This is a genomic window from Gammaproteobacteria bacterium (assembly GCA_015709695.1).
Classification (GTDB): Bacteria; Pseudomonadota; Gammaproteobacteria; order Steroidobacterales.
Genome location: CP054183.1, coordinates 2,786,979 through 2,813,045, shown reverse-complemented (window position 1 = coordinate 2,813,045; position 26,067 = coordinate 2,786,979). Strand labels below are relative to the sequence as shown.

General features: G+C 68.8%; 25 protein-coding genes. 12 read left to right on the top strand and 13 right to left on the bottom strand.

Going from position 1 to position 26,067, the window contains the following annotated elements; all coding sequences use genetic code 11:
* Positions 1–2: 2 nt before the first annotated feature.
* From HRU81_12980 to ilvC, 4 genes are all read right to left on the bottom strand, one after another.
* Complete coding sequence (locus tag HRU81_12980; GenBank protein QOJ32957.1) at positions 3–902, bottom strand: fructosamine kinase family protein; 900 nt, start codon at positions 900–902, stop codon at positions 3–5.
* 40 nt (positions 903–942) lie between these two features.
* Positions 943–1,827, bottom strand: coding sequence for an exodeoxyribonuclease IX (locus HRU81_12975; GenBank protein ID QOJ32956.1), 885 nt, complete (start codon positions 1,825–1,827; stop codon positions 943–945).
* A 62-nt stretch (positions 1,828–1,889) separates the two neighbouring features.
* Complete coding sequence (locus HRU81_12970; protein QOJ32955.1) at positions 1,890–2,624, bottom strand: HNH endonuclease; 735 nt, start codon at positions 2,622–2,624, stop codon at positions 1,890–1,892.
* A 64-nt stretch (positions 2,625–2,688) separates the two neighbouring features.
* Positions 2,689–3,705, bottom strand: a complete 1,017-nt coding sequence (gene ilvC, locus HRU81_12965; GenBank protein ID QOJ32954.1) for a ketol-acid reductoisomerase — start codon at positions 3,703–3,705, stop codon at positions 2,689–2,691.
* A gap of 279 nt (positions 3,706–3,984) precedes the next feature.
* Here ilvC and ilvY point away from each other — a divergent pair, with 279 nt between their 5' ends.
* The 5 genes from ilvY to HRU81_12940 all read left to right on the top strand — a co-directional run bounded on the left by ilvY (position 3,985) and on the right by HRU81_12940 (position 9,470).
* Positions 3,985–4,860, top strand: a complete 876-nt coding sequence (gene ilvY, locus HRU81_12960; GenBank protein QOJ32953.1) for an HTH-type transcriptional activator IlvY — start codon at positions 3,985–3,987, stop codon at positions 4,858–4,860.
* A 278-nt stretch (positions 4,861–5,138) separates the two neighbouring features.
* The gene (locus HRU81_12955) at positions 5,139–5,948 is read left to right on the top strand and encodes a hypothetical protein (GenBank protein ID QOJ32952.1); all 810 of its coding nucleotides are present in this window, start codon (positions 5,139–5,141) and stop codon (positions 5,946–5,948) included.
* A gap of 56 nt (positions 5,949–6,004) precedes the next feature.
* Positions 6,005–6,460 carry a hemerythrin domain-containing protein gene (locus HRU81_12950; protein QOJ32951.1) on the top strand — a complete coding sequence of 152 codons (456 nt, stop codon included), beginning with the start codon at positions 6,005–6,007 and terminating at the stop codon, positions 6,458–6,460.
* Between the two features lie 182 nt (positions 6,461–6,642).
* Positions 6,643–8,919 (top strand): nitric-oxide reductase large subunit, encoded by a 2,277-nt coding sequence (locus HRU81_12945; GenBank protein QOJ32950.1) that lies wholly within the window; start codon positions 6,643–6,645, stop codon positions 8,917–8,919.
* A gap of 83 nt (positions 8,920–9,002) precedes the next feature.
* Positions 9,003–9,470 (top strand): Rrf2 family transcriptional regulator, encoded by a 468-nt coding sequence (locus HRU81_12940; GenBank protein ID QOJ32949.1) that lies wholly within the window; start codon positions 9,003–9,005, stop codon positions 9,468–9,470.
* Between the two features lie 31 nt (positions 9,471–9,501).
* On the opposite strand, the gene HRU81_12935 is transcribed toward HRU81_12940, so the two are convergent.
* Positions 9,502–9,804, bottom strand: coding sequence for a DUF2249 domain-containing protein (locus HRU81_12935; GenBank protein QOJ32948.1), 303 nt, complete (start codon positions 9,802–9,804; stop codon positions 9,502–9,504).
* 144 nt (positions 9,805–9,948) lie between these two features.
* Positions 9,949–10,443, bottom strand: a complete 495-nt coding sequence (locus tag HRU81_12930) for a hypothetical protein (GenBank protein ID QOJ32947.1) — start codon at positions 10,441–10,443, stop codon at positions 9,949–9,951.
* A gap of 169 nt (positions 10,444–10,612) precedes the next feature.
* On the opposite strand from HRU81_12930, the gene HRU81_12925 reads away from it, so the two are divergent.
* On the top strand, positions 10,613–11,506 hold the full coding sequence (locus HRU81_12925) for a fructose bisphosphate aldolase (protein ID QOJ33407.1): 894 nt from the start codon (positions 10,613–10,615) through the stop codon (positions 11,504–11,506).
* Between the two features lie 49 nt (positions 11,507–11,555).
* On the opposite strand, the gene HRU81_12920 is transcribed toward HRU81_12925, so the two are convergent.
* The 4 genes from HRU81_12920 to HRU81_12905 are packed head-to-tail and all read right to left on the bottom strand — an operon-like array spanning position 11,556 to position 17,050.
* On the bottom strand, positions 11,556–12,641 hold the full coding sequence (locus HRU81_12920; protein ID QOJ32946.1) for a cytochrome-c peroxidase: 1,086 nt from the start codon (positions 12,639–12,641) through the stop codon (positions 11,556–11,558).
* A 32-nt stretch (positions 12,642–12,673) separates the two neighbouring features.
* A complete protein-coding gene (gene gdhA / locus HRU81_12915) occupies positions 12,674–14,020 on the bottom strand; it encodes an NADP-specific glutamate dehydrogenase (protein QOJ32945.1) in 1,347 nt (448 codons plus the stop codon).
* 42 nt (positions 14,021–14,062) lie between these two features.
* Complete coding sequence (gene pntB / locus HRU81_12910; GenBank protein QOJ32944.1) at positions 14,063–15,472, bottom strand: Re/Si-specific NAD(P)(+) transhydrogenase subunit beta; 1,410 nt, start codon at positions 15,470–15,472, stop codon at positions 14,063–14,065.
* Between the two features lie 12 nt (positions 15,473–15,484).
* The gene (locus tag HRU81_12905) at positions 15,485–17,050 is read right to left on the bottom strand and encodes a Re/Si-specific NAD(P)(+) transhydrogenase subunit alpha (GenBank protein ID QOJ32943.1); all 1,566 of its coding nucleotides are present in this window, start codon (positions 17,048–17,050) and stop codon (positions 15,485–15,487) included.
* Positions 17,051–17,448: 398 nt separating this feature from the next.
* Here HRU81_12905 and HRU81_12900 point away from each other — a divergent pair, with 398 nt between their 5' ends.
* The 5 genes from HRU81_12900 to HRU81_12880 all read left to right on the top strand — a co-directional run bounded on the left by HRU81_12900 (position 17,449) and on the right by HRU81_12880 (position 21,800).
* Positions 17,449–18,048, top strand: a complete 600-nt coding sequence (locus tag HRU81_12900) for a hypothetical protein (GenBank protein QOJ32942.1) — start codon at positions 17,449–17,451, stop codon at positions 18,046–18,048.
* An 88-nt stretch (positions 18,049–18,136) separates the two neighbouring features.
* A complete protein-coding gene (locus HRU81_12895; protein QOJ32941.1) occupies positions 18,137–19,663 on the top strand; it encodes an IS21 family transposase in 1,527 nt (508 codons plus the stop codon).
* Positions 19,653–20,429, top strand: coding sequence for an ATP-binding protein (locus tag HRU81_12890; protein QOJ32940.1), 777 nt, complete (start codon positions 19,653–19,655; stop codon positions 20,427–20,429). Before HRU81_12895 ends, HRU81_12890 begins: the two co-directional genes overlap by 11 nt.
* A gap of 142 nt (positions 20,430–20,571) precedes the next feature.
* Positions 20,572–21,234, top strand: a complete 663-nt coding sequence (locus HRU81_12885) for a hypothetical protein (GenBank protein ID QOJ32939.1) — start codon at positions 20,572–20,574, stop codon at positions 21,232–21,234.
* Positions 21,231–21,800 carry a response regulator gene (locus tag HRU81_12880; GenBank protein QOJ32938.1) on the top strand — a complete coding sequence of 190 codons (570 nt, stop codon included), beginning with the start codon at positions 21,231–21,233 and terminating at the stop codon, positions 21,798–21,800. Before HRU81_12885 ends, HRU81_12880 begins: the two co-directional genes overlap by 4 nt.
* Before the next feature lie 52 nt (positions 21,801–21,852).
* Here the strand turns inward: HRU81_12880 and HRU81_12875 are convergent, their stop codons facing one another.
* The 3 genes from HRU81_12875 to HRU81_12865 are packed head-to-tail and all read right to left on the bottom strand — an operon-like array spanning position 21,853 to position 23,415.
* The gene (locus HRU81_12875) at positions 21,853–22,371 is read right to left on the bottom strand and encodes a DUF3106 domain-containing protein (GenBank protein QOJ32937.1); all 519 of its coding nucleotides are present in this window, start codon (positions 22,369–22,371) and stop codon (positions 21,853–21,855) included.
* 10 nt (positions 22,372–22,381) lie between these two features.
* A complete protein-coding gene (locus HRU81_12870) occupies positions 22,382–22,822 on the bottom strand; it encodes a hypothetical protein (protein ID QOJ32936.1) in 441 nt (146 codons plus the stop codon).
* Positions 22,819–23,415, bottom strand: a complete 597-nt coding sequence (locus HRU81_12865; GenBank protein QOJ32935.1) for an RNA polymerase sigma factor — start codon at positions 23,413–23,415, stop codon at positions 22,819–22,821. Before HRU81_12865 ends, HRU81_12870 begins: the two co-directional genes overlap by 4 nt.
* Positions 23,416–23,737: 322 nt before the next feature.
* On the opposite strand from HRU81_12865, the gene HRU81_12860 reads away from it, so the two are divergent.
* Entirely contained in the window at positions 23,738–25,945 is a 2,208-nt protein-coding gene (locus tag HRU81_12860) for a primosomal protein N' (protein ID QOJ32934.1), read from the top strand.
* Positions 25,946–26,067 lie beyond the last annotated feature (122 nt).

Sequence of the window (26,067 nt, the reverse complement as noted above, 5' to 3'; positions counted from 1 at the left end):
TCTCAGCTGTGTTCCCGGACGGCCGCCAGGACCCGGTCCATCAGGCCGATGGCTTGCGCCAGGTAGGCGCCACCGAAGAGGTTCAGATGATTCAGGACGTGGTAGAGATTGTAAACGTCGCGGCGCACAGGGTAGCCCGGTGGCAGGGGCCAGGCGTGCTGGTAAGCGACATAAAACTCCCGCGGGAAACCGCCGAAGAGTTCGCTCATCGCCAGGTCGGTCTCGCGGTCGCCGTAGTAGACGGCCGGATCGAAGATCACCGGCTCCCCGGCCCGGGTCATGCCCCAGTTGCCGGCCCAGAGGTCGCCGTGCAGCAGGGACGGTGCCGGCCGATGGCCCGCGAACAGCAACGGCAATGCCGCCAGCAGGCGCTCGTCGCGACCATCGAACGCCGCGCCGTGGCCATGCCGCGCGGCGAGGTGCAGCTGGAAGCCGAGCCGCTCGCGCCGCCAGAACTCCAGCCAGTCATCCTGCCAGCCGTTGCGCTGGGGCGTGGTGCCGATGCTGTTGTCACGATGCCAGCCATGATGGTCCGCGCCGCGGCGGTGCTGCAGCGCCAGCCGCTCGCCGAGGCGCGTGGCCGCGGCGGCATGGCCCTGCTCGAGCTCGATGTACTCGAGCAGCAGCCAGGCGACATCGTCGGCGACGCCATGGCCGATCACCGCGGGTACGCGCAGCGCCTGAGCATGCGCCAGCTCCGCCAGCCCCGCCGCCTCGGCGGCGAACAGCGGCGCACAGTCGGCTTCGTTGAGCTTGAGGAACCAGGCGCGGCCGCTTCGCTCCGCCACCCGGTAGCAGGCGTGGATGCTGCCGCCGCCCACGCTGCTGACGCTGCCCGGCACCAGCGTCACGCCGGTGGCGGAGCGCAGGGCGAAGAGCAGCGGCTCGCTGAGGCTGGTCATGGCTGGCGGTGCAGGTCCACGGCAGGCCCGCGCGCGCCACTCAGCCCGCGGCCAGGCGCCGGGCCTGGCGACGCAGCGATTCGCCGAAGCCGGCGACGTCGTAGAGATCGCCCAGGCCCTCGAGGTCGGGCGGGCGGCGCAGCAGCGCATCGGCATCGTCGAACACCGGCGCATCGTAGCGGACCCGTGTCAGTTGCAGCGCCACATCGACATTGCCGCGATGCTGGCGCAGCTTCTCCGGCAAGGCGGGCGCCGCGCGGATCTTCAGGCGCCCCACCGCATCGAGATTGGCGTAGAGGGCATCGATGCTGGCGAAATGCCCGAGCAGCGCGGCGGCGGTCTTCGGGCCGATGCCGCGCACGCCGCGGATGTTGTCCACCGCATCGCCGGTGAGGGCGAGGAAATCGGCGATCTGCTCGGCGCGCACGCCGTAGACCGCCGGCACGTCCTCGTAGCCGATGCGCCGGCCGGAGGGATAGTCCCAGAGCACGTCGCCCGGCTGCAGCACCTGGGCGAGGTCCTTGTCGCGGCTGAGGATGGTGACACGATGGCCGGCCGCGCGGGCGCGGGCCGCCATCGCGGCGATGAGGTCATCGGCCTCGAACGCGGTGTCGGCGCAGTCGGCCAGCCCCAGCGCGCGCGCCACCGCGCGGCAGCGCGCGAACTGCAGCTTCAGTTCCGCCGGCGCGGGCTCGCGGTTGGCCTTGTAGGCGGGATAGATGGCGGTGCGCACGCAGCTCGCCTCGCGGTTCCCGTCGAAGGCCACCGCGACGCGCTCGGGGCGCAGGTCCTCGAGGAAATCGCCGAGGAAACGGCTGAAGCCGTAGAGCGCATTCACCGGGTTGCGCGCCGGGTCGAGCATGTCGGCCGGGATCGAATACCAGGCCCGGAAGACGAACACGCTGGCGTCGATGAGATAGACCATGCGCGGCAGGGCTCCGGCAGCGGGCCGCGGGCGCTCCCGGGGAGCCGCGCGGGCCGCCTAGCTCAGTCGTGGAAGACGCGCAGGCCGTGCCCGGCGCCGGACTTCAGGCTCGTGCTCAGGCGCGCATGCAGCGGGCTGGAACGCGGAATGTGCGCCAGCAGGAATTCCATCTGGTCGGCCATCACGCGCCGGCCCTTCAGGTAGATGTACTCGGCATAGGTGGGCGTGAAGGGCACGGCGATCAGCTGCAGGCCCGCCCCCTCGGGCGTGCGGCCACCCTTGTGGTTGTTGCAGCGCCGGCAGGCGGTGACGACATTGGTCCAGCTGTCGCGGCCGCCCTTGCTCAGCGGGGTGACATGGTCGCGGGTCAGGTCGCGCGACATGAAGCGTTCGCCGCAGTACAGGCAGAGGTTGGCATCGCGCCGGAACAGCGTCTTGTTGTTGAGCGGCGGCACGTAGCTGTCGCGCATGCCGGCGATGCCGGGCGTGCGACCGACGGTGGCGACGATGGAATTGACGTCGACGATGCTGCGATCACCGCTGCGGGCGCTCCAGCCGCCATGCACACGGTAGAGCAGCGACCCGCAGCTGTAGGCGACCTGCTCCATGCAGTAGAGGCGCACCGCCTCGCGGTAGTCGATCCACTCCAGCGGCATGCCGGCGACATCGGTGCGCAGCACCTGCTGGGAGAAGTCCGCGGCCGCAACCTCCCCGCCAGGGGCCGGTGCTCCGGCCCTGGCAGGGGGGTCCCAATCCTGGTTCGCGGGAGCCAGGGCGCTCGCGCAGGCGGCGGTCATGCCGCCAGATATTTCAAGACTCCGGGCGAAAAATCAATCGGCTGCCCGGCAGTCCGGCCGTCGCCTAGTTGCGGCTCTTGTCGACGATCCTGTTGGCGGCGATCCAGGGCATCATCGCCCGCAGGGTCGCGCCCACCGTCTCGATGGGGTGCTTCGCATTGGCGGCCCGCGCCCGGGTCATCTCCGGGTAGCCGCCGGCACCCTCGGCCAGGAAGCGCTTCGCGTAGGAGCCGTTCTGGATGTTGGCCAGGGCTTCCTTCATGGCCTTGCGCGACTGCTCGTTGATGACCTTCGGGCCGGTGACGTACTCGCCGAACTCGGCGTTGTTCGAGATGGAGTAGTTCATGTCGGCGATGCCGCCCTGGTACATCAGGTCGACGATCAGCTTCAGTTCGTGCAGGCACTCGAAGTAGGCCATCTCGGCCGGGTAGCCGGCCTCCACCAGGGTCTCGAAACCGGCCTTCACCAGCTCCACGCAACCGCCGCAGAGTACGGCCTGCTCGCCGAAGAGGTCGGTCTCGCATTCGTCCTTGAAGGTGGTGCCGATGATGCCGGTGCGCCCACCGCCGATGGCCGAGGCGTAGGACAGCGCGGTCGCCAGCGCCTTGCCCGAGGGGTCGCGGGCGACGGCCACGAGGTCCGGGATGCCGCGGCCCGCCTGGTACTCGGTGCGCACGGTATGGCCGGGCGCCTTGGGCGCAATCATGATGACGTCGAGATCGGCGCGGGGCCTGATGCTCTCGAAGTGGATGGCGAAGCCGTGGGCGAAGGCCAGCGTGGCGCCCTTGCGGATGTTGGGCTCGATCTCGTTGGCGTAGAGCTGCGCCTGGAATTCGTCGGGCGTCAGGATCATGACCAGGTCGGCGGCCTTCACCGCGGCCGGCACGTCGGCGACCTTGATGCCGTGGGCCTCGGCCTTCTTGCGGGAAGCCGAACCCGGCTTCAGCCCCACCGTCACATCCACGCCGGAGTCCTTGAGGTTGCAGGCATGGGCATGGCCCTGGGAGCCGTAGCCGATCACCGCGACCTTCTTGCCGCGGATGATGGAAAGATCGCAGTCCTTGTCGTAGTAGACCTTCATGTCGATTGCCTCCGGCGGACGCCCGCCCTGCTTGCCTGCACCATGCAGCCCGGCAGGCACTGTAGCGCCGCCCTGACGTTGCGTAAAACGATATATACGCAATGGTGCATGCTGATCTGTGCAACAATAAGCCATGAACTCCAGACCATTGCCCCAGATCGTGCCCCTATTGGTGTCTGCCCCTATTGGTGTCAGGCCGGGCTTTTCGGGCTTTTTGCGCTGACGCAGACCGAAAAAGCCCGAAAAGCCCGGCCTGACACCGTAATAGACACCGTAATAATGGATATTCGCCAACTGCGGCAGTTCGTGCATCTTGCGGGGGCCCTGCATTTCGGCAGAGCCAGTGCCATCAGCCATGTCAGCGCCTCGGCCCTGAGCCGCAGCATCCGCCAGCTGGAAGCCGAGGTGGGTGCCGTGCTGTTCAGCCGGGACAACCGTTCGGTGGCCCTCACCCGCCAGGGCGAGACCTTCCTGCGCTGGGCGCGCGAGGTGCTGGCGGGCTGGGACGAGGTGCGCCACACGCTGCTCGAGCAGGCGGGCACGCTGCAGGGCGAGGTGAGCCTCTACTGCTCGGTGACCGCCAGCTACAGCTTCCTCTTCGAGCTGCTGGGGCGGCTGCGGCGCGATCACCCGCGGATCGAGATCAAGCTGCACACCGGCGATCCGGAGGACGCCATCGCACGGGTGCTGGGTGGCCACGAGGACATCGCCATCGGTGCGCGCCCCGATGTGCTGCCCGCCGGCCTCGCCTTCAGGCCCATCACGCGCTCGCGGCTGGTGTTCATCGCCCCGGCCGGGGAGCCGCGCCGGCGCGAACTCGAGCGGCGCCGGCCGGATCCGGCGGCCTGGGGCAAGACGCCGATGATCCTCGCCGAGAGCGGCCTGTCGCGGCAGCGGGTGGAACGCTGGTTCCGCGAGCTCGGCGTCGCTCCCCGCATCTACGCGCAGGTCGCCGGCAACGAGGCCATCGTCAGCATGGTCAGCCTGGGCTTCGGCGTCGGCGTGGTGCCGCAGATCGTGCTCGACAACAGCCCTCTGGCCGCACAGGTGGTGGTGCTGGAAGCGCGACCGGCGCTGGCGCCCTTCGAGGTGGGCCTGTTTACGCTGGAAAAGAAATTGCGCAGCCCTCTGGTGGGAGCATTCTGGGCCGCCTGACACCATCTTATGTCACATGGCCAGACATCCCCGGTACGCAAAGCCGATATAGTCGTGCCGAATGGTGCGCAACCGTCGCCAACGGCATCCGCCCACCAGCCCGTGGGGCCATGACAAGAACAACGAAGGAGATGCCCATGTCTTCCATCAATTGCGGACGCAGCATGCGTTTCGCCCTGGCATGCGCCTTGGCCCTGGTCATGCCTAGCCATGCCGCCTTGGCCGTCCCGCTGGAAGTCACGATTGGCAACGGGCCCTCCTCAGGGAGCGGGGACTACGTGAACGCGGCGGAGATCGCGCAAACCATGGCGTTCACGACGGTGCTGATCAGCGCCGGGCAGAATATCGCCGTGGCCGATTCCTCGGACCTGTCGGCCTCGGTGATATTCGGGCCAACCCTCTTCGACCTGTGGCTGGAGGCGCCCGGCAGCATCGTCATCGACGCAGACCTGAAGATGGGCGCCGGCAACGTACGCCTGCTGACCCCCACCGTTACCCTCTCGGGCGTGCTGCGTGACGCCGATGGCAACGAGCTCGACCACACGCGCATGGCCAGCAACGCGCAAACCATCGGGGTCGGCAGCGGTGGCAGCGTGCTGCAGGCCTCATGGCTGGCATACCTGAACGGCGGCAACCCGGTGCACGTCACCGTGGATGGTGCAATCGATACCAACCAGGCCAACGTCTGGACCAACACCGTGCTGGCGTTGCAGGCCGGGTCACTGGAGGGCGTGACGCTGATGGGCAGCGGCTCGGTTTTCGACTGGCGTGGCGGCCAGCTCGGCGCCACCGGCATTTTCGGCTTCGGCGGCATCGCCAACATCTACGGCACGGGCTTCCAGGTTGCGCCGGCCGGGATCTGCGAGTCGATGCCCGAGGCAGCATGGACCGCGGCCCCGGGTTCGCTGGCGAATGCCATGGCCTGCCTGCGCGGCACGCTGTCGAGCGGCGAGTCCTTCCTCGCCAATTTTCACAGCAATGGCACGGTGAACTTCATGGCTGCCGCGGTGCCGGTGCCCGGTGCCGCGTGGCTGCTGGCCTCCGCCCTCGGGCTCGGAGCCCTGTTGCGCCGACGGTCCATGGCCTGAACCTGCTGGCCGATGCACCCGGCGCCAGCGCCTGATCCGCTACACTGCGGGCGCCCATGAAGCGCCACGAATCCCTGTTGCTGATTGCCCGCGAGCACCACGAGAGCCTGGTGCTGGCGCGCCGCCTGGTGACCGGCACCGGCAGCGCGGGCAGCGGCTGGCCGGCCGCGCCGGCGGCGCAGGCGCAGGCCCTGGCGGCGTTCCATGAGCGCCACCTGCGCAGGCATTTCCTCGCCGAGGAGCAGGTGGTGTTTCCCGCGGCGCAGGACTGCGGCGCCGAGGCCGTGGCGATGGCGGAGCGCCTCGCGGCGGAGCACCGGCAGATGACCAGCCGGATCCGCGAGCTGGCCGCCGACGATGCAGTCGATGCCGCCGCGCTGGCGGCATTCGGCGAGCTGCTCAACGCCCATGTGCGCCTCGAGGACCGGCAGTTCTTCCCGCTGCTGGAGGCCGGCCTGCCACCGGCCCGGCTGCTGCGCCTGCAGGCCGGGCTCGAAGCCCTGTATCGCTGATCCCGGCCCGGCCGGTGCAGCAGCGCCGGCCACCCGCATAGTGCAAGGCGCTCTCCCTGTAAAGATGTAATTGACGAATTGGTCAAGGCCGCGCGCTTCGTACAATAAGCGGCATTTCGTATGCATCTACTGGCACCGAGGGTGCCGCTTTCGCCAACACGACCATCCCCGGGGATCCCTCCATGCAACCGACGCGCAAACTCTGGCAGTGCCTTGGCATTGTCTTCGTGCTCTCCTTCGCCGTGCTGGGCTGGACCGGCCGGCAGATCTACCTGCAGGCACCGCCCATCCCCGAGCGGGTGCTGGATGCCGACGGCGCCACGGTCTTCACCGGCGAAGAGGTGCAGCAGGGCCAGCGCATCTGGCTGGCCACCGGCGGCCAGCAACTCGGCAGCGTCTGGGGCCATGGCAGCTACGTCGCCCCGGACTGGTCGGCGGACTGGCTGCACCGCGAGGCCCTGGCGCTGCGGGATCGCCTGGCCGAGCGACGCTTCCGCGCACCCTACGCCGGGCTGGACCTCGAGCAGCAGGGCGCCATCGATGCGGCGCTCCGGCAGGAGATGCGCCACAACGGCTACAGCAGCCACAGCGGAATCCTGACGGTTTCGACCGAGCGCGCCGCGGCCATCCGCGCGGTCGCCGGGCACTATGCCGACCTGTTCGGCAGCGCCGCCGGGCTCGACACGCTGCGCGAGCAGTACGCCATGACGGCCGATACGGTGGCGGATGCCGCGGACCGTACCGCGCTCACCGCCTTCTTCTTCTGGTCGGCCTGGGCCACGGTGACCGACCGTCCCGGCGAAACGGGGCTCTCCTACACCAGCAACTGGCCGCACGAGCCGCTGGTCGACAACACCCTGACCGCCGACAGCGTCATCTGGACCATCGCCAGCATCGTGCTGCTGATCGCCGGCATTGCCGCCATGCTCTGGTTCCATGGTTCCCGCGGCCACGCCGCGGACCCGGCGCCGCCGGCAGCCGATCCGCTGCTGGGCGCGGTGCCCACCGCCTCGATGCGCGCCACGCGCAAGTATTTCTTCGTGGTCGTGGGCCTGCTGCTGGCGCAGATCGGCATGGGGGCGATCACCGCCCACTACGCCGTGGAGGGCCAGGCCTTCTTCGGCTTCGCGCTCGCCGAGGTGCTGCCCTACGTCGTCAGCCGCACGGTGCACACCCAGTACGGCATCTTCTGGATCGCCACCGCCTGGCTGGCCACCGGCCTGTACATCTCGCCGCTGCTCTCCGGCCACGAACCGAAGTGGCAGAAGGCCGGCGTCGACCTGCTGTTCTGGGCGCTCATCGTCATCGTCGTCGGCTCCACCGCCACCGGCTGGCTCGGCACGCTGCAGGCACGCGGCGCGGACTACGCCTTCTGGATCGGCAACCAGGGCCTGGAATTCACCAGCATGGGGCGCATCTGGCAGGTGCTGCTGTTCGTCGGCCTCGCCTTCTGGCTGCTGCTGATGGGCCGGGCGCTGTGGCCTGCACTGCGCCAGCCGGGCGAGACCCGCGGCCTGATCGCCATGGTGTTCCTCTCCGCCCTCTGCATCGGCGGTTTCTACACGACCTCCCTGGTCTGGGGCCCGACCACGCACTACTCGATGATCGAGTACTGGCGCTGGTGGCTGGTGCACCTGTGGGTCGAGGGCTTCTTCGAGGTATTCGCCACCGCGGTCATCGCCCTGATCTTCACCCGCCTCGGGCTCATCCGCGCCGCCACCGCCAACTCGGCCATCGTGCTGGAAACCGTGGTGTTCCTCTTCGGCGGCATTCTCGGCACCCTGCACCACCTGTACTTCACCGGCACGCCGACCTCGGTGATCGCGCTCGGCGCGGTGTTCTCGGCGCTGGAGGTGGTGCCGCTGGCGCTGGTCGGGCTGGAGGGCTACCAGACCTACCGGCGCAGCCGCGCGGCACCCTGGATGGCCGCCTACCGCTGGCCGATCCTGTGCTTCGTCGCCGTGGGCTTCTGGAACATCGTCGGCGCCGGCCTGCTCGGTTTCTCGGTCAACCCGCCGGCCTCGCTGTACTACGTGCAGGGCCTGAACCTGACCGCGGCCCATGGCCATGCCGCCCTGTTCGGCGTCTACGGCATGCTCGGCATCGGCCTGATGCTGTTCTGCCTGCGCGGCCTGTACCCGCGCGGGCTGCACCCGGACCGCCTGCTCGGGCCGGCCTGGTGGAGCCTGAACATCGGCCTGGCGATGATGGTGTTCCTGTCGCTGCTGCCGGCCGGCATCTACCAGGCCGCCGCCAGCATCAGCGAGGGCCTGTGGTACGCCCGTTCCCCGGAGGTCATCCACTCGCCGTTCATGGAGGCGATGGTCTGGCTGCGGGTGCCCGGAGACATCGTGTTTGCCGCGGGGGGCTTGTTCCTCGGGGCATACACCGTGAAACTGCTGTGGAAGCGCAGGCGCGCCCGTGCCGCCCTGCGCGCCGGGCTGGCCGAGCCAGCCTGAGGTACCCGCAACGGCTGCGGGCAGGCGCAGGCCTGTCCGCAGCCGTTGCCGTTCTGGCCCGGGAACCAGCGGACAGCCAAGCGATGCGCCTGACGACCTTCACCGATTACAGCCTGCGGGTGCTGATCTACCTGGCGCTCGAGCCGGACCGGCGCGCGACGATCGCCGAGATCGCCTCGGCGTTCGACGTCTCCGAGAACCACCTGATGAAGATCGTGCACTTCCTGGGCAAGAACGGCCTGCTCGCCAACGTGCGCGGCCGCGGTGGCGGCCTGCAGCTGGCGCGGCCACCGGCGAAGATCAACGTCGGGGAAGTGGTGCGGCTCACCGAGGCCGGCTCGATACCGGCGGAGTGTTTCGACCACGACAGCAACACCTGCGTCATCGCCCCGGTGTGCCAGCTGCGCAAGGCGCTGGCGGAGGCGGTGGAGGCATTCGAGGCGGTGCTCGACGGCTACAGCCTCGCGGACCTGGTCGAGAAGCGCCGGCCGCTGGCGCAGATCCTCTCGGTGCCGCTGCCCGATCCGCGGCGCCCGCGCCGCGCCCGCTGAGGACGCGAGGCGGCCGCCGCCGGGCCGGTCGTCAGCCGCAGGAACCGCCCGAGCAGCAGCTGCCGCCCGTCGTCGCGGCCGCAGGCGCCGCGGCGCCCGCCAGCTTGCCGATGCGCACCCGCCAGAGGGCCGGGCCCGACTCGAGGTAGTCCCAGGTGAACTGGCCGCCATTCAACGCCTGGAACTGGTAATGCAACGGGCGCGGATCGTGGTCGTTGACCAGCTGCAGGGCCTCTCCCGGGCGCAGCTCGTTGAACCGCCCGAAGATCAGCGGGTGGCGCTGGTACGGCGGGATTTCCCGCACATCGATGGTCACGGCAAAGTTCTCGGCCATGGTGTCTCCCGGTCTGCCCGGCAGGGCCCAGGGCCGCACCGGTTCCATTGGTTGAAGGGTTTGCGACGCTATCAATGCCGCCGGCCGCTGGCAACGCCGCGGCATTGCGGAATGTAGCTATAGGCACCTGCCTGGCGGCGGATCTCAGCCCTTGCGCTGCGGGTCGGTGCCCTTGTCACCATGGCCACCAGGGCCGCGCGCCGCCATCTTGCTGCGGAAGACGATGGTGCAGACATACACGCCGGCCAGCTGGCCCCCACCGCCGGCCACCAGCACCTGGTTGTTGGCGGTGATGGCATGCGGGCCGAACATGCCGCCGGCGATGCCACCCAGCCCGGCCGCCAGCAGCAGGAAGCCGGTGAAGTGGAAGAACTGCAGCGGCTCGCGGAATTGCAGCGGGTTGAGCGACCAGTCCGGGTACTGCCAGGTGGCGGCCGACCAGGGATTGGCACGCTGCAGCCCGATGACCAGCAGCATCACCGGAATGCTGGCCACGAACATCCCCAGCAGCAGGATCCAGGGAATCTGCTCGCTGACCAGCGCCGCCTGGGCGCCCATGACGCCGCCGATGAAGGCGATGGCCACCAGGGACACCCGGAAGAACGTCCAGTTGGTCGCGGATGCCTTGTCCTTTGCCACCGATCCATATCCTCGTCGGCTCACCCGGAGGTGATTCTAGCAGCCGCTGGCGCCGGCTCAGGCGGACCGGCTTATGTGATTCCACGGACTGGCAGGCCGCAGCGCTTGATCTACAATCCCGAGTTGCGCCCGGACCAGCCCGGCCGCCCCACCCACGCGAGGCAGAATGATGAACAGGATCGAGCAGCAGACCCGCAAGATGGCCAGCCAGCAGGGCTTCATCGCCGCGCTGGACCAGAGCGGCGGCAGCACCCCCAAGGCACTGGCCCTCTACGGCATCAAGGGCGATGCCTGGTCGAACGACGAGCAGATGTTCGCGCTGGTCCACCAGATGCGCACGCGGATCATCACCACCCCGGCCTTCAACGGCGACCGCATCCTCGCCGCGATCCTCTTCGAGAACACCATGGACCGGGACATCCACGGCCAGTCGACCGCCGACTACCTGTGGAACACCAAGCGCGTGGTGCCGATCCTCAAGGTCGACAAGGGCCTGGCCGACGAGGCCGACGGCGTGCAGCTGATGAAGCCCATGCCGGCGCTCGGCGCCTTGCTGGAGAAGGCCGTGTCCAGGCGGATCTTCGGCACCAAGATGCGCTCGGTCATCAAGCAGGCCAACGCGGCCGGCATCGGCAGGATCGTCGCCCAGCAGTTCGAGGTCGGCAGGCAGATCCTCGCCGCCGGCCTGGTGCCGATCATCGAGCCCGAGGTGGACATCAAGTGCCCGGACAAGGCCGGGGCCGAGGCCATGCTGAAGGCGGCCATGATGAAGGAGCTCGATGCCCTGCCGGCCGGCAAGCGCGTCATGCTCAAGCTCACGCTTCCCGAGCAGGACAACCTCTACGCCGACTGCATCGCGCACCGCGGCGTGCTGCGGGTGGTGGCGCTCTCCGGCGGCTACAGCCGCGAGGAATCCAACCGGCGGCTGGCCAGGCAGCACGGCATGATCGCCAGCTTCTCGCGTGCGCTGGTCGAGGGATTGACCGCGCAGCAGACCGACGCCCAGTTCGACGAGGCCATGGACGCCTCGATCCAGAGCACCTTCGAGGCGTCGCGCACCTGAAAGGCGGCGCCACCGGGCCCGGCTGCCGGGTCCGGTGGCGCCCCGGTCCTCAGCCCTTGTCGGCCTTCGGCGTCTCCGGGCCGCTCGCCGGCAGTTCCGGCCTGGCGACGTACTGCGCCGGGATCTCGCCCTTGAGGCTGCCGAGGAAGGCGCGGATCTCGCCGACCTGCGCATCCGTCAGGCTCCTGCCCAGCTGGTGCTCGCCCATGAGGCGGATGGCCTCGTCGAGCGTCACCACCTTGCCATCGTGGAAGTACGGCGCAGTCTCGGTGATGTTGCGCAGCGAGGGCACCTTGAACATGAACTTGTCGGCCTCGTTCTTCGTCACCTCCTCGCGCCCGAGGTCGGATGTGGCGAAGGGCTTCACCAGGCCGAGCTTCTGGTACATCCCGCCGCCGATGCCCACGCCGTTGTGGCAGGTGGTGCAGCCGACATCCATGAAGGTCGCCAGGCCGGTGCGCTGCTCCGCGGTCAGCGCCGCGCTGTCGCCCTCCAGGTAGCGATCGAACGGCGAGGGCGTGACCAGGCGGCGCTCGAAGGCACCGATCGCGGCGGCCGCGTTGTCGTAGGTGATGGGATCGGCCTCGCCGGGGAAGGCGGCGGCGAAGGCGGACGCATAGCCCGGGATGGACTTCAGCACCTTCACCACGGCGGCGCCATCCGGCATCGCCATTTCCACCGGGTTCAGCACCGGGCCCTTGGCCTGCTCCTCGACATCGGCCGCCCGGCCGTCCCAGAACTGGGCGATGTGCAGCGCCGCGTTGTAGGTGGTCGGTGAATTGCGCGAACCGCGCTGGGCCTTGAAGCCCGGGCTGGTCGCCTCGCTGTCCACGCCGTAGCGGGCGAGGTCATGGCAGGAATTGCAGGACAGCTCCTGGTTCCTCGACAGGCGCGTGTCGAAGTACAGCATGCGGCCGAGGCTGACCTTGGCCTCGGTGAGGGGATTGCGCTCGCTGGTCATCTCCGCGGGCAGCGGCCTGAAGAGCGCGGCGGCCCGGGTCTGCAGCTCGTCGCTGGCCGGGGCGGGAGCAGCCGCCTGGCTGTCCGGGCTGGCGGCGGGGGGTGTTGCGGCCGGCTTGCCGCAGCCGGCAAGGGCCAGCGCGGCCAGCGCGGCGGTGAGCATTCGCTTGGACATCGGTGACTCCGTGGATGGTTGGTCGATGAACTTCAGATCAGGCCGAGCGCCAGCATGGCTTTGGCGACGCGGATGAACCCGGTGATGTTGGCGCCCACCACGTAGTTGCCCGGGGCGCCGAACTCCTCGGCGGTTTCCCAGGTGGCCTGGTGGATGCCGGTCATGATGCTGTCGAGCTTGCGTTCGGTGAACTCGAAGGTCCATGAATCGCGGCTGGCGTTCTGCTGCATCTCCAGCGCCGAGGTGGCCACGCCGCCGGCGTTGGCGGCCTTGCCCGGCCCGTAGGCGATGCCGGCATCGAGGAACACGCGGATGCCATCCGGCGTGGTCGGCATGTTGGCGCCCTCGCCCACGGCGATGCAGCCGTTGCGCACCAGCTTGCGGGCATCCTTGCCGTTGATCTCGTTCTGCGTGGCCGAGGGCATGGCCACCTGGCAGGGCACATCCCAGATGTTGCCACCCTCGAGGTAGCGCGCGTCCTTGTGATGACTGGCGTAGTCGGCGATGCGCCGGCGCTCGACTTCCTTGAGCTGCTTGACGAGGTCCAGGTCGATGCCCTTCTCGTGCACGATCACGCCCTGGGAATCCGAGCAGGCGATGACCCTGGCGCCCATCTCGGTCAGCTTCTCGATGGTGTAGATCGCCACGTTCCCGGCGCCCGAGACCACGCAGACCTTGCCTTCCAGCGAGTCCTTGCGCACGCGCAGCATCTCGCGCACGAAGTACACCGCGCCGTAGCCGGTGGCCTCCTTGCGCACCAGGGAACCGCCCCAGCCGATGCCCTTGCCGGTCAGCACGCCGGATTCGTAGCGGTTGGTCAGCCGCTTGTACTGGCCGAAGAGGAAGCCGATCTCGCGGCCGCCCACGCCGATGTCGCCGGCCGGCACGTCGGTGTACTCGCCGAGGTGGCGGTGCAGTTCCGTCATGAAGCTCTGGCAGAAGCGCATGATCTCGGCATCCGAGCGGCCCTTGGGGTCGAAGTCCGCGCCGCCCTTGCCGCCGCCGATCGGCATGCCGGTCAGCGCGTTCTTGAACAGCTGCTCGAAGCCGAGGAACTTGATGATGCCGAGGTACACCGAGGGGTGGAAGCGCAGCCCACCCTTGTAGGGACCCAGCGCGCTGTTGAACTCGACGCGGAAGCCGCGGTTGATCTGCACCTCGCCGCGGTCGTCCTGCCAGGGCACGCGGAAGATGATCTGCCGCTCCGGCTCGCAGATGCGCTCGATGATCTTGTGGTCGGAGAACTCCGGGTACTTGACCAGCACGGGGCCCAGCGACTCGAGGACCTCCTTCACCGCCTGGTGGAACTCGCCCTCGCCGGGGTTGCGGGCCTTGACCTGCTGGAAGATGGTTTCGATTGCCTCGGGTAACGCACTCATCGTCGGAATCCTTGTCCAGTCTGATTGCACATCGCGGCGGGGCTAATCCTTCAGGGCCCCGAGCACTTCCTCAAGCATCTTCTTCGCGTCACCGAAGAGCATGCGGTTGTTCTCTTTATAGAAGAGCGGGTTGTCGACACCCGCGTAGCCGGAGGCCATGGAGCGCTTCATGACGATGGAGGTCCTGGCCTTCCACACCTGCAGCACCGGCATGCCGGCGATGGGGCTCGCGGGGTCGTCCTCGGCACCCGGATTGACGATGTCGTTGGCGCCGATGACCATGGCGACGTCGGTGTCCGGGAAGTCCTCGTTGATCTCGTCCATGTCCAGCACGATGTCGTAGGGCACCTTGGCCTCGGCCAGCAGCACGTTCATGTGGCCCGGCATGCGCCCGGCCACCGGGTGGATGGCGAAGCGCACCTGCACGCCGCGCTCGCGCAGCAGGCGGGTGATCTCGTAGACGGTGTGCTGCGCCTGGGCCACCGCCATGCCATAGCCAGGGACGATGATGACGCTCTGCGCCGCGCGCAGCAGCTCGGCGGTTTCCAGCGCGGAGATCGGCGTCACCTCGCCGGCCGGCTGGCTGCCGGCGGCCGCGGGGGCCGCGCCCTCGCCGGCGCCGAAGCCGCCGGCGATGACGCTGATGAAATTGCGGTTCATCGCCCGGCACATGATGTAGGAGAGGATCGCGCCCGAGGAACCCACCAGCGCGCCGGTGACGATCAGCAAGTCGTTGGCGAGCATGAAGCCGGTGGCCGCCGCCGCCCAGCCGGAGTAGCTGTTGAGCATGGAGACCACCACCGGCATGTCGGCGCCGCCGATGGCCATCACCATGTGCACGCCGAACAGCAGCGCCAGCACCGTCATCACGGTGAGCGGCATCATGCCGGCGGCGACATCCGGCGCCTGCAGGAAGGCGTAGCCGAACCAGATGACGACCAGCAGCGCCAGCAGGTTCAGCCAGTGGCGCGCCGGCAGCAGCAGCGGCCGGCCGCCGATCTTCCCGGACAGCTTGCCGAAGGCGATCACCGACCCGGAGAAGGTGACGGCGCCGATGAGGATGCCGATGTAGACCTCCATCTCGTGGATCGCCTTCTCGGCGCCAGCAAGTTCCACGGTGGGATCGATGTAGCTGGCGAAGCCGACCAGGCAGGCGGCCAGGCCGACCAGGCTGTGCATGAGGGCCACCAGCTCCGGCATCTGCGTCATCTGCACCACGCGGGCGGCGTACAGGCCGATGCTGCCGCCGACGAGCATGGCGGCGATGATCCACGGGAAACCCGCGGCGGTAACTCGCGGCCCGAACACCGTGGCCAGCACCGCCAGCACCATGCCGATGGTGCCGAGCAGGTTGCCGCGGCGGGCGGTCTCGGGATTGGCGAGGCCGCCGAGACTGAGGATGAAGAGGATGGCTGCGCCGATATAGACGACAGCGACGAGGCTGGATGACATGCGCGCGACCCCTTACTTGCGGAACATCGCCAGCATGCGCCGCGTCACCGCGAAGCCGCCGAACATGTTGATGGCCGTGAGCGCCAGCGCGACCACCGCCAGGCCGAGGATCAGGCCCGATGGCCGCCCCTGCGGCGGCGCCACCTGGATCAGCGCGCCCACGGCGATGATGCTGGAGATGGCGTTGGTGACGCTCATCAGCGGCGTGTGCAGGGCCGGCGTGACGTTCCAGATCACCATGTAGCCGATGAAGCAGGCCAGCACGAACACGGTGAAGTGGGCGAGGAAGGAAGCGGGCGCGAACAGGCCGATGAGGGCGAACAGCACGGCGCCGATGCCGAAGACGGTGGCCAGCGCCCCGGCCGACATGGGCTCGCCCGGGCCATGCGCGGACTTCTTCGCGGCCACCGGCGCCGCGACGGGCTTCGCCGCCGGCGCGGCCACGGGCTTCGGCGGTGGTGACGGCCAGGTCACCGCGCCATCCCTGATCACCGTGGTACCGCGCAGCACCTCGTCGTCGAAATTGACGTCGATCTGGCCATCCTTCGTCTTGCACAGCTCCTCGGCGAGCCGCAACAGATTGTTGGCGTAGAGCGTGGAGGCCTGGCGGGCAAGGCGGCTCGGCAGGTCGGTATAGCCGATGATGGTGACGCCGTGCTCCACGACGACCTCGCCCGGCCGGGTGAGCTCGCAGTTGCCACCCTGCTCGGCGGCGAGGTCGACGATGACGCTGCCCGGGTGCATGGACCGGACCATCTCCGCGGTAATCAGCCTCGGCGCCGGCTTGCCCGGGATCAGCGCCGTGGTGATGATGATGTCCACCTCCGCGGCCTGCTTCGCGAAGACCGCGAGCTGTGCCTTCTGGTAGCCCTCGCTCATCACCCTGGCGTAGCCGCCGACGCCGCTGCCTTCCTCCTGGTAGTCCACGGGGACGAATTCCGCGCCCATGGACTTCACCTGGTCGGCGACCTCGGGGCGCGTGTCGTTGGCGCGCACCACGGCGCCGAGGCCCACGGCCGTGCCGAGCGCGGCGAGGCCGGCGACGCCGGCGCCGATCACGAACACCCTGGCCGGCGGCACCTTGCCGGCGGCGGTGATCTGCCCGGTGAAGAAGCGCCCGAAGTGCTGCGCCGCTTCGATCACCGCGCGATAGCCGGCGATGTTCGCCATGGACGACAGCGCATCGAGCTTCTGCGCGCGCGAGATGCGCGGCACGCAGTCCATGGCCAGCACCGTCAGCCGGCGTGATGCCAGCTGCTGCATGAGCTCCGGGTTCTGCGCCGGCCAGATGAAGCTCACCAGCGTGGTGCCCGGCTGCATCAGCGCGACTTCCGCGCTGTCCGGCGCACGCACCTTGAAGATGAGCCCCGCGCTGGCCCAGACCTCGGCCGCCGTGGCGGCGACCCGGGCACCGGCCGCGCGATAGGCCTCGTCGCTGAAGGATGCCGCCTCGCCCGCACCGCTCTCGACGGTGACCGCGAAGCCCAGCTTCACCAGCTTGCCGACGACCTCCGGAACCGTGGCGACACGCTTCTCACCCGCGAAGTTCTCGCGCGGAACCCCAATCATCAGCGGCATGGCAACCTCGGCAAGGGCAGGGACGGACCCGTACCGCCAATCGCCCTGTGACGGGCGGAACGGGGCCGCCATGATACGCAGGTTACCGGCGAATTCGAAGCGAAATCAGCATGATGTAGCGGCCCGCCGGCAGCAGCCAAGCCGCTGGCTGGTCAATATCCTCCAGCCTGGCGCCATGCAGTTTTCCCGGCGACCCGCCGTCCCGGCAGCCGGATCCACCCGGATCCCGCTCGCCCGCTAAAGGATCCGCGCTGCGGGCCGATAACCCTTCCAGGTGTTTCCTGCCACGCATCGTGGGCCGGTGTGCAACTTACCTGCCCCCAGGTGGGAATTGTCATGATCTTGCGGCTGTTCATGGCGAGTGCCATGGCCGCAGCGAGCAACGGTGCGGTCTGGCGATGCCACTGAGATTCCACCTGGCGGCAAATTCCTCGGCGAACAGAGTGCAGCGCTGGTTGTGGCCGACCGTGGGTCGCAAGGCCATTTTCCTCGCCACGCTCGCGACCGCCCTCGCCGCCACCGTTACCGCCGTCTCGGTGTGGCAGGTCCTGTCACGCGATCTGATTGCACGCGAAGACGAGCGGCTGGCCATTGCCGCCTTCGCGGCCGGTCGCCGGTTCGATACGTTCACCCGGTCCATACGCCAGGACGCCACATTGCTGGCTGCCGTTCCCGCCATCCGGGCTTTCAACTCGTCCGGCCACGATGCCGGGCCTGCCCTCGCCGGCCGAACCGGCATCGTCGACATCCTCAAGGCGATGCTGGACGCGAAGCAGAGCTACCAGCAGATCAGCTTCTTCGGTGCCGATGCGGAGGGACGCGAACTGCTGCGGGTCCGCCGCGAATTCACTGGCGGCATGGAACGGCTGATCGTGACATCAGCAGCGGACCTCGGGTTCCAGCCTTACGATGTCGTCGGTCATCTGGCCCTCAAGCTCAAGCAAGGCGAGAACCTGCTGTCACCGGTCAACTTCAGCAGCGTGTTGATTTGCGCCTAAAACTGACCCACCTATAGCGGGTATTTGCATCCAATTTTGACCCACGTGTACACCCCCGTCCTGCTCTTTGGGGCAGGAGATTTCTGGAGTGATCGACGTGGCGATATTGAGTGTTATACGACGCTGGCACCTGCGCGAAGGGGTGCCGATCCGCGAGATTGCCCGGCGCACCAAGCTGTCCCGGAACACGATCCGCAAGTACCTGGCCAGTGGCGTGGTGGAGCCGGTCTACCCGCAGCGCAAGAGTCCGAGCAAGCTCGACCCGTTTGCCGACATGCTCGCCTGCTGGCTGGAGCGAGAGGCCGGACGCGGCCGCAAGCAGCGGCGCAACTGGCGCCAGCTGCACAACGATCTGCGGGCGTTGGGCTACGAGGGTTCCTATGACCGCGTAGCGGCCTTTTCCCGCGCATGGCAGCGCCAGCTTCAAGAAGCCGAGCGCACCAGCCGCGGCACGTTCGTGCCGCTGAGATTCGCGCCTGGAGAGGCGTTCCAGTTCGACTGGAGCGAGGACTGGGCGGTGATCGGCGGGGAACGCTGCAAGTTCTCCGTGGCGCAGTTCAAGCTGTGCCACAGCCGCGCTTTCCTGCTGCGGGCCTATCCACAGCAGAGCCACGAGATGCTCTTCGACGCCCATAATCACGCCTTCGCTGTCTTTGGCGGCGTACCCCGGCGCGGCATCTACGACAACATGAAGACCGCGGTGGACAAGATCGGACGCGGCAAGGAGCGCATCGTCAACGTGCGCTTCCGGGCCATGGCCAGTCACTTCCTGTTCGAGACCGACTTCTGTAACCCGGCCGCCGGATGGGAGAAGGGCCAGATCGAGAAGAACGTGCAGGATGCGCGACCGCGCATCTGGCACGAGGTGCCCCGGTTCCCGGATCTGCCGGCGCTCAATGACTGGCTGCAGCGACGCTGCATCGGCCTGTGGAGCCAGATCCAGCACCCGGAACATCCGCAACGCACCGTGGCCCAGGTGCTGGCCGAGGAGCAGCCTCACCTGATGCCTGCGCCTTCGCCGTTCGATGGCTATGTCGAGGACACCAAGCGCGTCTCGCCCACGTGCCTGATCACCTTCGAGCGCAACCGCTACAGCGTCCCGGCCTCGTTCGCCAACCGGCCGGTGAGCGTGCGCGCCTATGCCGATCGGCTCGTCGTGGTGGCCGAAGGGCAGATCATCGCCGAGCATGCGCGCCTGTTTGCGCGCGACCACAGCAGTAACGCAGCTCGCACCGTCTACGACTGGCGCCATTATCTGGCCGTCATCCAGCGCAAGCCCGGCGCGCTGCGCAATGGCGCCCCCTTTGCCACGTTCCCGGAAGGACTGCGGCGCCTGCAGTCGGTGCTGCTCAAGCGCCCGGGCGGAGATCGGGAGATGGTGGAGATCCTCGCCCTGGTGCTGCGCCATGACGAGCAGGCGGTGCTGTGCGCCGTCGAGCTGGCGCTGGACTCCGGCACCGTCTCCAAGCCGCACATCCTGAACCTGCTGAGTCGGCTGCTGGCCGCCGATGTGCCAGCGCCCATCCACACCCCGGCGCGCCTGGCCCTGCAACAGGAACCCGAAGCCAACGTGGACCGCTACGATCACCTGCTGGGAGATCGCCATGTCGGCTGACGCCCTGGCCCTTTCTCTCAAGTCCCTGAAGCTCTACGGCATGGCCCATGCGGTGGATGACCTGTCTGCCCAGCAGGGTCCGGCGTTCACCCAGGCTCGGCCGATCCTGGAAGACCTGATCAAGGCCGAGGTCGCCGAGCGTGAAGTGCGCTCGGTCAACTATCAGCTCAAGGGTGCGCGGTTCCCGGCGCACCGTGATCTGGCCGGGTTCCGGTTCGAGCACAGTGGCGTGGATGCCGCGCTGGTCAAGACACTGCACGAGTGCCAGTTCCTGCGCAGCGCCCACAACGTCGTGCTCGTCGGCGGACCCGGCACCGGCAAAACACATCTGGCCACCGCCATAGGCATCCAGGCCGTCGTGCATCATCGCCTGCGGGTGCGGTTCTTCTCCACCGTCGATCTGGTCAACCAGCTCGAGGCCGAGAAGGCCTTCAACAAGGCCGGGTATCTTGCCAAGGGCCTTGCCAACACCGACATGGTCATCCTGGACGAACTCGGCTACCTGCCGTTCTCCCAGGCCGGAGGAGCACTGCTGTTCCACCTGCTCAGCAAGCTCTACGAGCGAACCAGCGTGCTGGTGACCACCAACCTGAGCTTCTCAGAGTGGGCCAGCGTGTTCGGGGACGCGAAGATGACCACGGCCCTGCTGGACCGGTTCACCCATCACTGTCACATCGTCGAGACCGGCAATGACAGCTACCGGTTCAGGAACAGCTCAACCCAACCCCGCAAGGAGCGACGAACCACCAAATCCACCCCTGCCTGAGACATACTGACAACGACCAAGGCGGGTCAACTTTAGATGCAAATCCCGGGTCACCTTTAAGCGCAAAACAACACTGACGAATCCGGCTGCCTACAGCCGCGCTGCCAGGATCCAGCGATATGCGGGGGCCATTGCCGAGGCGATGGGGGTTGCCAACAACTGGCAGCTGCGCCTGGCAGCGATGCTGTCACAGATCGGCTGCATCACCCTGCCGGCGGAAGTGCTGACGAAGATCTACGGGGATGCCGCGCTTTCCGCGGACGAGCAGCGCCTCTATCGCTCGCACCCGGAGGTGGGCGCCCGCCTCCTCGGCAGTATCCCGCGTCTGGAACCGGTGTCCGAGATCATCGCCCAGCAGATGACCCGACCGGATCTCAGTGGTGCCTCGCAGATTGCTGCCCGCTGGGACACCAGGGTACTGGGGATCGTGGTCCTGTATGCAGCGACGGAGGTCGATCGACTGGTTGCCAGCGGATCGACACCGGCCGTGGCATTCCAGAAGCTGGTCGAGTCCTGGACGACCCTGCCTCAGGCGGTGGCGGATGCCATCCGCACCACGCGCCTGGCGGAAGGCGAAGTCGTGGTCCGCGCCATCGGGCTTGCCGATCTCGCACCCGGCATGATCCTGGATGAGGACCTGAAGAGCAGAAACGGCATCCGGCTGGTGCCGCAGGGGCAGGAAGTCACCAACGCAGTCATGGCGCGCCTGCGCAGCGTGGCCGAGGGTGTCGGGATCCGGGAACCATTTCGGGTGCGCATGCTGCTGGCGGGTAGCGCATCTTCGACGGAGGGCAAGACGTCATGAAGAGGGCAACCCTGCTGCTGGTCGATGACGAGCCGAACGTGACCCTTGCCCTGAAGCGCGCACTGCGCCAGGAGCCCTACGAGATTCTCACGGCGGATGGCGCCGAAAAGGCACTGCAGCTGCTGGCTGCCAACCCGGTGGACGTGGTGGTTTCCGACGAACGCATGCCTGGCATGCCCGGTTCGGTGTTTCTCGCGAAAGTACGGGAGGCCTATCCGGAAACGGTGCGAATCATCCTCTCAGGCCAGGCCAGCCTGGAGGATGCGATCCGGGCAATCAACGAGGGCGGGATCTACCGCTTCTGCCTGAAACCCGTGAATGCCGCCGATCTGGCCGTGACCATCCGCCAGGCCATCCAGCACAAGCAGCTCGTCGAGCAGAGTCGTCGCCTGCTTCGCGAGTACCAGAAGCGTACCGCGCAGCTCGACGAGTACCAGCGCAAGCATCCGGGCCTGTTCCAGCTCGAGATGGACGATGATGGCGCCATCGTTCTCGATGAAGAGGACGATAGCGACGTGGATACCCTGCTCTCCCAGATGGAAGCGGCGCTGTCCAAGGGCAGCTGAAGGCCCGGTGCCCTGACCGCCTGCCCGACTGCGCTGGTCGCGGGCCGTCAACTCACCTGTCGGCGCCGGATTTCGGCGCCTTCTTGCCTGCCGGTGGTGCCGCTGTGCGCCCGCGTCTTTGCTCATCGCGCCACTCCCGCCGCTGCTCCGGCGTCATCTGCTCCCAGCGCTGGCGCAACGCCCGGCGCTCCTCGGGAGGCAGCTTGCGGAAGCGCTCGAAGTTCTCGCGCAGCCGCTCCTGCTCCTGCGGCGGGAGCTGCTCGAAGCGGCGCATCTGCTGGCGCATGTCGGCCCGCTGTTCCGGCGTCAGGTCCTGCCAGCGCTGCAGGCGGTCCCCGGCGCGGGCCCGCTGCTCGGGGGTCATGCCGGCCCAGCGCCGGGCACCGGCGGCGAGCCGGGCCTGCCGCTCCGGGGGCAGCTGATCCCAGCGCTCGGCCAGTGGCCCGAGCAGCTGCTGCTGTTCCGGCGTCAGCGACTGCCAGGCCACCCCGGGGCCGTCGGCGCGCGATGCCGGCGAGGTGCCTAGCAGCAGGCAGGCAAGCAGGACGGCGATGGGGCGGACGCGGTTCACGATCGTCGGTTCAGCTGGTCAGGTCGGTGTCCGCGGCGGCCCCGGCGCCATTGCCGGATCCCAGCCACTCGTAGAACTCGAGGTTCTCGATCAGCTCGAGGTTGTCGCTGCTGTAGACCGCCTCGAGATCGGCCGCCTGCTCCGGGTGCACGATATCGGCCGGTGCCGACACGCCGGCCGACAGCCCGGGGGCGCCCGGGGACAGGGACCGGCTGGTCCACAGCCCCACGGCCACCACCGCGATGGCCGCTGCCGCCGCCGCGGCCTGCCAGCTGCCGCCGAATCCCGGCAGCCGGCGCCTGGCGCGATCGTATTCCTCCAGCGCGACCTGGCGCGCGCGGTTGAGCCGCGACTGGGTGGCGGCATCGAGCTCCTCGGCGCCCTGGCGCAGCAGACCACCCGCGGCGCGCTCGAAGCGCTCCGCCTGCCTGACTTCGTCTTCGCGGTTCATGGCCAGTGGTCCCCCAGTTCGGCCCGCAGGCTGTGCACGGCCCGCGAGTAGTGTGTCTTGACGCTGCCCTCGGAGCAGCCCATCGCGAGGGCGGTGGCGGCGACATCGAGGCCCTCCATCGTGCGCAGCAGGAACGCCTGCTGCTGCCGGCCCGGCAGGCGGCTCACCGCGGCCTCGAGGGCCTGCATGGCATCGGCCAGCACCACCCGCTCCTCGGGGATGTCCCCGGCGGGCCCGGGTGCCGCGGCGACCGGATCGAATTCATCGTCCTCGCCATCGCCACCGAACCAGGCGAGCACGCGCCGGCGCACGCTGCCGCGCCGCTGGTGGTCGAGGATACGATTCCTGAGGATGCGAAAGAACAGCGGCTGCCATTCCGCCTCGGGCGCGCGGGCGTAACCGCGCACCAGCCGCAGCATGGCGTCCTGGACGATGTCGAGCGCATCATCGGTATCACGCACCGCAAAGCGCGCAATGTGGAACGCGCGCTTCTCCACGCCCGCCAGGAAGCGCTCCATCGCGGCCCGCTCCGTCAGAACGCTCTCCTTCACTGGATGATCCGGCCCCGCCCCGAGCAGGGCCCCGGCCGGCATGGTGCTGGAATTGCGCATAGCATAGGAAGAACGGCCGTCCCGCCAATGGGTTGACGATGCCAGGGCAGCAAAAAGACGGCTGTTGTCCACACCAGGCAAGGGAAACCTGTCGTTACGCCAGGAACGGCCGCCGTGAAGCAAAATACTCGCACAAGCCACTGATCGAGAACAACAAAATTGCAAAGGACAAAAAATAGCCAGCTTGTCATAAGTGGCCTGCGCTGCGGGCCGCGCGCTGGTCGGCGCCAGCAGTCCACAGACTTATCCACCGGAATTGTGGATAAATGACGCAGCGCTCCGCGCCGGCAGACCGGAGGCCGCGATGACGGCCGGGCCCATCCTCAAGGTGGCCATCGACGCGCCGGTGATGACGACCTTCGATTACCTGCCCCCTGCCGGCCACGCCGTGCAGCCCGGGCAGCGGGTACGGGTGCCTTTCCGCAGCGGCAAGCGGGTGGGCGTGGTGATGGCGACGGCGCCGCAGTCCGCGCTGCCGGCGAACCGCCTGCGCCGCGCGCTCGAGGTGCTCGACCCCGAGCCGCTGCTGGATGCACCGCTGCTGGCGTTGCTCGAGTGGGCTGCCGGCTACTACCAGCATCCGCCCGGCGAAGCCTGCGCGGCCGCGCTGCCGCGGCTGCTCCGTCACGGGCGCGACACCGGCACCGGCACGATGGCCTGGCAGATCAAACCCGCGGGCCGCGCGGCACACGAGGCCGGCGCCGCCGCCCGCGCACCCGTGCAGGCGCGGGTGCTCGCCGCCCTCGCGGCCCCGGGAGCGGCGGCCGGCGGCCTCGACGCCGATGCCCTGGCGGCCGTGGCCGAACGCTGGCGTCCCTCGGTCCGGGAACTGGAGCGCCGCGGCTGGGTCCGGCGCCAGCGCGGCGATGCCTGGGAACGCGACGCCGGCGCGGCAGCGGAGCAGCCGCCCACGCCGACACCGGCCCAGGCCGGGGCCATCGCGACGATCACCGCGGCGGACGGCTTCCAGGGTTTCCTCCTGCAGGGCGTCACCGGCAGCGGCAAGACCGAGGTCTACCTGCGCTGCATCGACGGGCTGCTCACCGCCGGCCGGCAGAGCCTGGTGCTGGTGCCCGAGATCGGGCTGACGCCACAGCTGGTGGCGCGCTTCCGCCGCCGCTTCCCGGCCGCGGGCATCGTCGTGCTGCATTCCGGGCTGACCGACCTGCAACGCCTGCAGGCCTGGCAGCGCGCCCGGGCTGGCCAGGCCGACATCGTCATCGGCACCCGTTCGGCGGTGTTCGTGCCGCTGCCGCGGCCCGGCCTGATCGTGGTGGACGAGGAGCACGACGGCTCCTTCAAGCAGCAGGATGGCTTCCGCTACTCGGCACGGGACATCGCCGTGTGGCGCGCGCGCCAGCTCGGCGTGCCGGTGGTGCTCGGCTCGGCCACGCCCTCGCTGGAAAGCCTGGCCAACACCGCATCCGGCCGCTACCGGCGGCTGCAACTGCCCGAGCGCACCGGCGCGGCGGGCCACCCCAGCGTGCATTTCGTCGACCTGCGCCGGCACGTGGCCACCGATGGCCTGGCGCAACCGATGCTGGGCGCCATCGGGCGCCATCTCGAGGCCGGCGGCCAGGTGCTGCTCTACCTCAACCGCCGCGGCTATGCGCCGACGCTGATGTGCCCCGGCTGCGGGGAGTCCGTGGAATGCCAGCGCTGCGACGCGCGCATGGTCCTGCACCGGCGCGAGGGGCGCGTGAGCTGCCACCACTGTGGCGCCACCCGCCCGGTGCCGGAGCGCTGCGCGGCCTGCGGCGGCGAGCTGTTCGCCGTCGGTCAGGGCACCGAGAGGCTCGAGGCGGCGCTCGGCGAGCTGTTTCCCGGCCAGCCGCTGGTGCGGGTGGACCGCGACACCACCCGCGGCCGCGACCAGATCGCGCAGCGCCTCGACGAGGTCGCGAGCGGCCGCGCCCGCATCCTGCTCGGCACGCAGATGCTGACCAAGGGCCACGACTTCCCGGGCGTCACGCTGGTCGGCATCGTCGATGCCGACCAGGGCCTCTTCGGCACCGACTTCCGCGCCGCGGAGAAGCTGGCGCAATCCTTCGTCCAGGTCTCCGGCCGCGCCGGCCGCGCGGACAGGCCCGGCGAGGTCTACATCCAGACGCTGTTCCCCGACCACCCGCTGCTGCAGGCCCTGGTGCGCGAAGGCTACGAGCGCTTCGCCGAGGCCGCGCTGGCCGAACGGCGTGCCGCCGGCTGGCCGCCGTACAGCCACCTCGCCATGCTGCGCGCCGAAGCCCCCGCGCGCGAACCCGCGCTCGCCTTCCTCGCCGACGCGCGCGCCGCCGCCGACGCCCTCGGCCCGCGGCAGGTGCGGCTGCTCGGCCCCGCGCCCGCGCCCATGGAACGCCGCGCCGGCCGCTACCGCGCCCAGCTCCTCGCCGAGGCCGCCAACCGTTCACGCCTGCAGGGATTCCTCGCCGCCTGGCGCGAGAGCATCGCCGCCCTGCCCGAAGCCGGGCGCGTGCGCTGGTCGCTGGATGTGGATCCGGTGGATCTGTTTTGAAGGCTGAAACCGGGCGTGGAGATCGCGGCCATTCTCCCGACGACGAACGGCTGGCTCAAGGAAGGATGGTCGATGGCGGGTGTCCGAGGCGGGGGAAGCGAAAAAGAATGGCGCCTACATCA

Excerpts from the sequence above, each read along its gene's own strand:
- HRU81_12980 (QOJ32957.1), bottom strand. The coding sequence starts at position 902 with ATGACCAGCCTCAGCGAGCCGCTGCTCTTCGCCCTGCGCTCCGCCACC.
- HRU81_12975 (QOJ32956.1), bottom strand. The coding sequence starts at position 1,827 with ATGGTCTATCTCATCGACGCCAGCGTGTTCGTCTTCCGGGCCTGGTAT.
- HRU81_12970 (QOJ32955.1), bottom strand. The coding sequence starts at position 2,624 with ATGACCGCCGCCTGCGCGAGCGCCCTGGCTCCCGCGAACCAGGATTGG.
- ilvC (QOJ32954.1), bottom strand. The coding sequence starts at position 3,705 with ATGAAGGTCTACTACGACAAGGACTGCGATCTTTCCATCATCCGCGGC.
- ilvY (QOJ32953.1), top strand. The coding sequence starts at position 3,985 with ATGGATATTCGCCAACTGCGGCAGTTCGTGCATCTTGCGGGGGCCCTG.
- HRU81_12950 (QOJ32951.1), top strand. The coding sequence starts at position 6,005 with ATGAAGCGCCACGAATCCCTGTTGCTGATTGCCCGCGAGCACCACGAG.
- HRU81_12945 (QOJ32950.1), top strand. The coding sequence starts at position 6,643 with ATGCAACCGACGCGCAAACTCTGGCAGTGCCTTGGCATTGTCTTCGTG.
- HRU81_12940 (QOJ32949.1), top strand. The coding sequence starts at position 9,003 with ATGCGCCTGACGACCTTCACCGATTACAGCCTGCGGGTGCTGATCTAC.
- HRU81_12935 (QOJ32948.1), bottom strand. The coding sequence starts at position 9,804 with ATGGCCGAGAACTTTGCCGTGACCATCGATGTGCGGGAAATCCCGCCG.
- HRU81_12925 (QOJ33407.1), top strand. The coding sequence starts at position 10,613 with ATGAACAGGATCGAGCAGCAGACCCGCAAGATGGCCAGCCAGCAGGGC.
- HRU81_12920 (QOJ32946.1), bottom strand. The coding sequence starts at position 12,641 with ATGTCCAAGCGAATGCTCACCGCCGCGCTGGCCGCGCTGGCCCTTGCC.
- gdhA (QOJ32945.1), bottom strand. The coding sequence starts at position 14,020 with ATGAGTGCGTTACCCGAGGCAATCGAAACCATCTTCCAGCAGGTCAAG.
- pntB (QOJ32944.1), bottom strand. The coding sequence starts at position 15,472 with ATGTCATCCAGCCTCGTCGCTGTCGTCTATATCGGCGCAGCCATCCTC.
- HRU81_12905 (QOJ32943.1), bottom strand. The coding sequence starts at position 17,050 with ATGCCGCTGATGATTGGGGTTCCGCGCGAGAACTTCGCGGGTGAGAAG.
- HRU81_12900 (QOJ32942.1), top strand. The coding sequence starts at position 17,449 with ATGCCACTGAGATTCCACCTGGCGGCAAATTCCTCGGCGAACAGAGTG.
- HRU81_12890 (QOJ32940.1), top strand. The coding sequence starts at position 19,653 with ATGTCGGCTGACGCCCTGGCCCTTTCTCTCAAGTCCCTGAAGCTCTAC.
- HRU81_12885 (QOJ32939.1), top strand. The coding sequence starts at position 20,572 with ATGGGGGTTGCCAACAACTGGCAGCTGCGCCTGGCAGCGATGCTGTCA.
- HRU81_12880 (QOJ32938.1), top strand. The coding sequence starts at position 21,231 with ATGAAGAGGGCAACCCTGCTGCTGGTCGATGACGAGCCGAACGTGACC.
- HRU81_12870 (QOJ32936.1), bottom strand. The coding sequence starts at position 22,822 with ATGAACCGCGAAGACGAAGTCAGGCAGGCGGAGCGCTTCGAGCGCGCC.
- HRU81_12865 (QOJ32935.1), bottom strand. The coding sequence starts at position 23,415 with ATGCCGGCCGGGGCCCTGCTCGGGGCGGGGCCGGATCATCCAGTGAAG.
- HRU81_12860 (QOJ32934.1), top strand. The coding sequence starts at position 23,738 with ATGACGGCCGGGCCCATCCTCAAGGTGGCCATCGACGCGCCGGTGATG.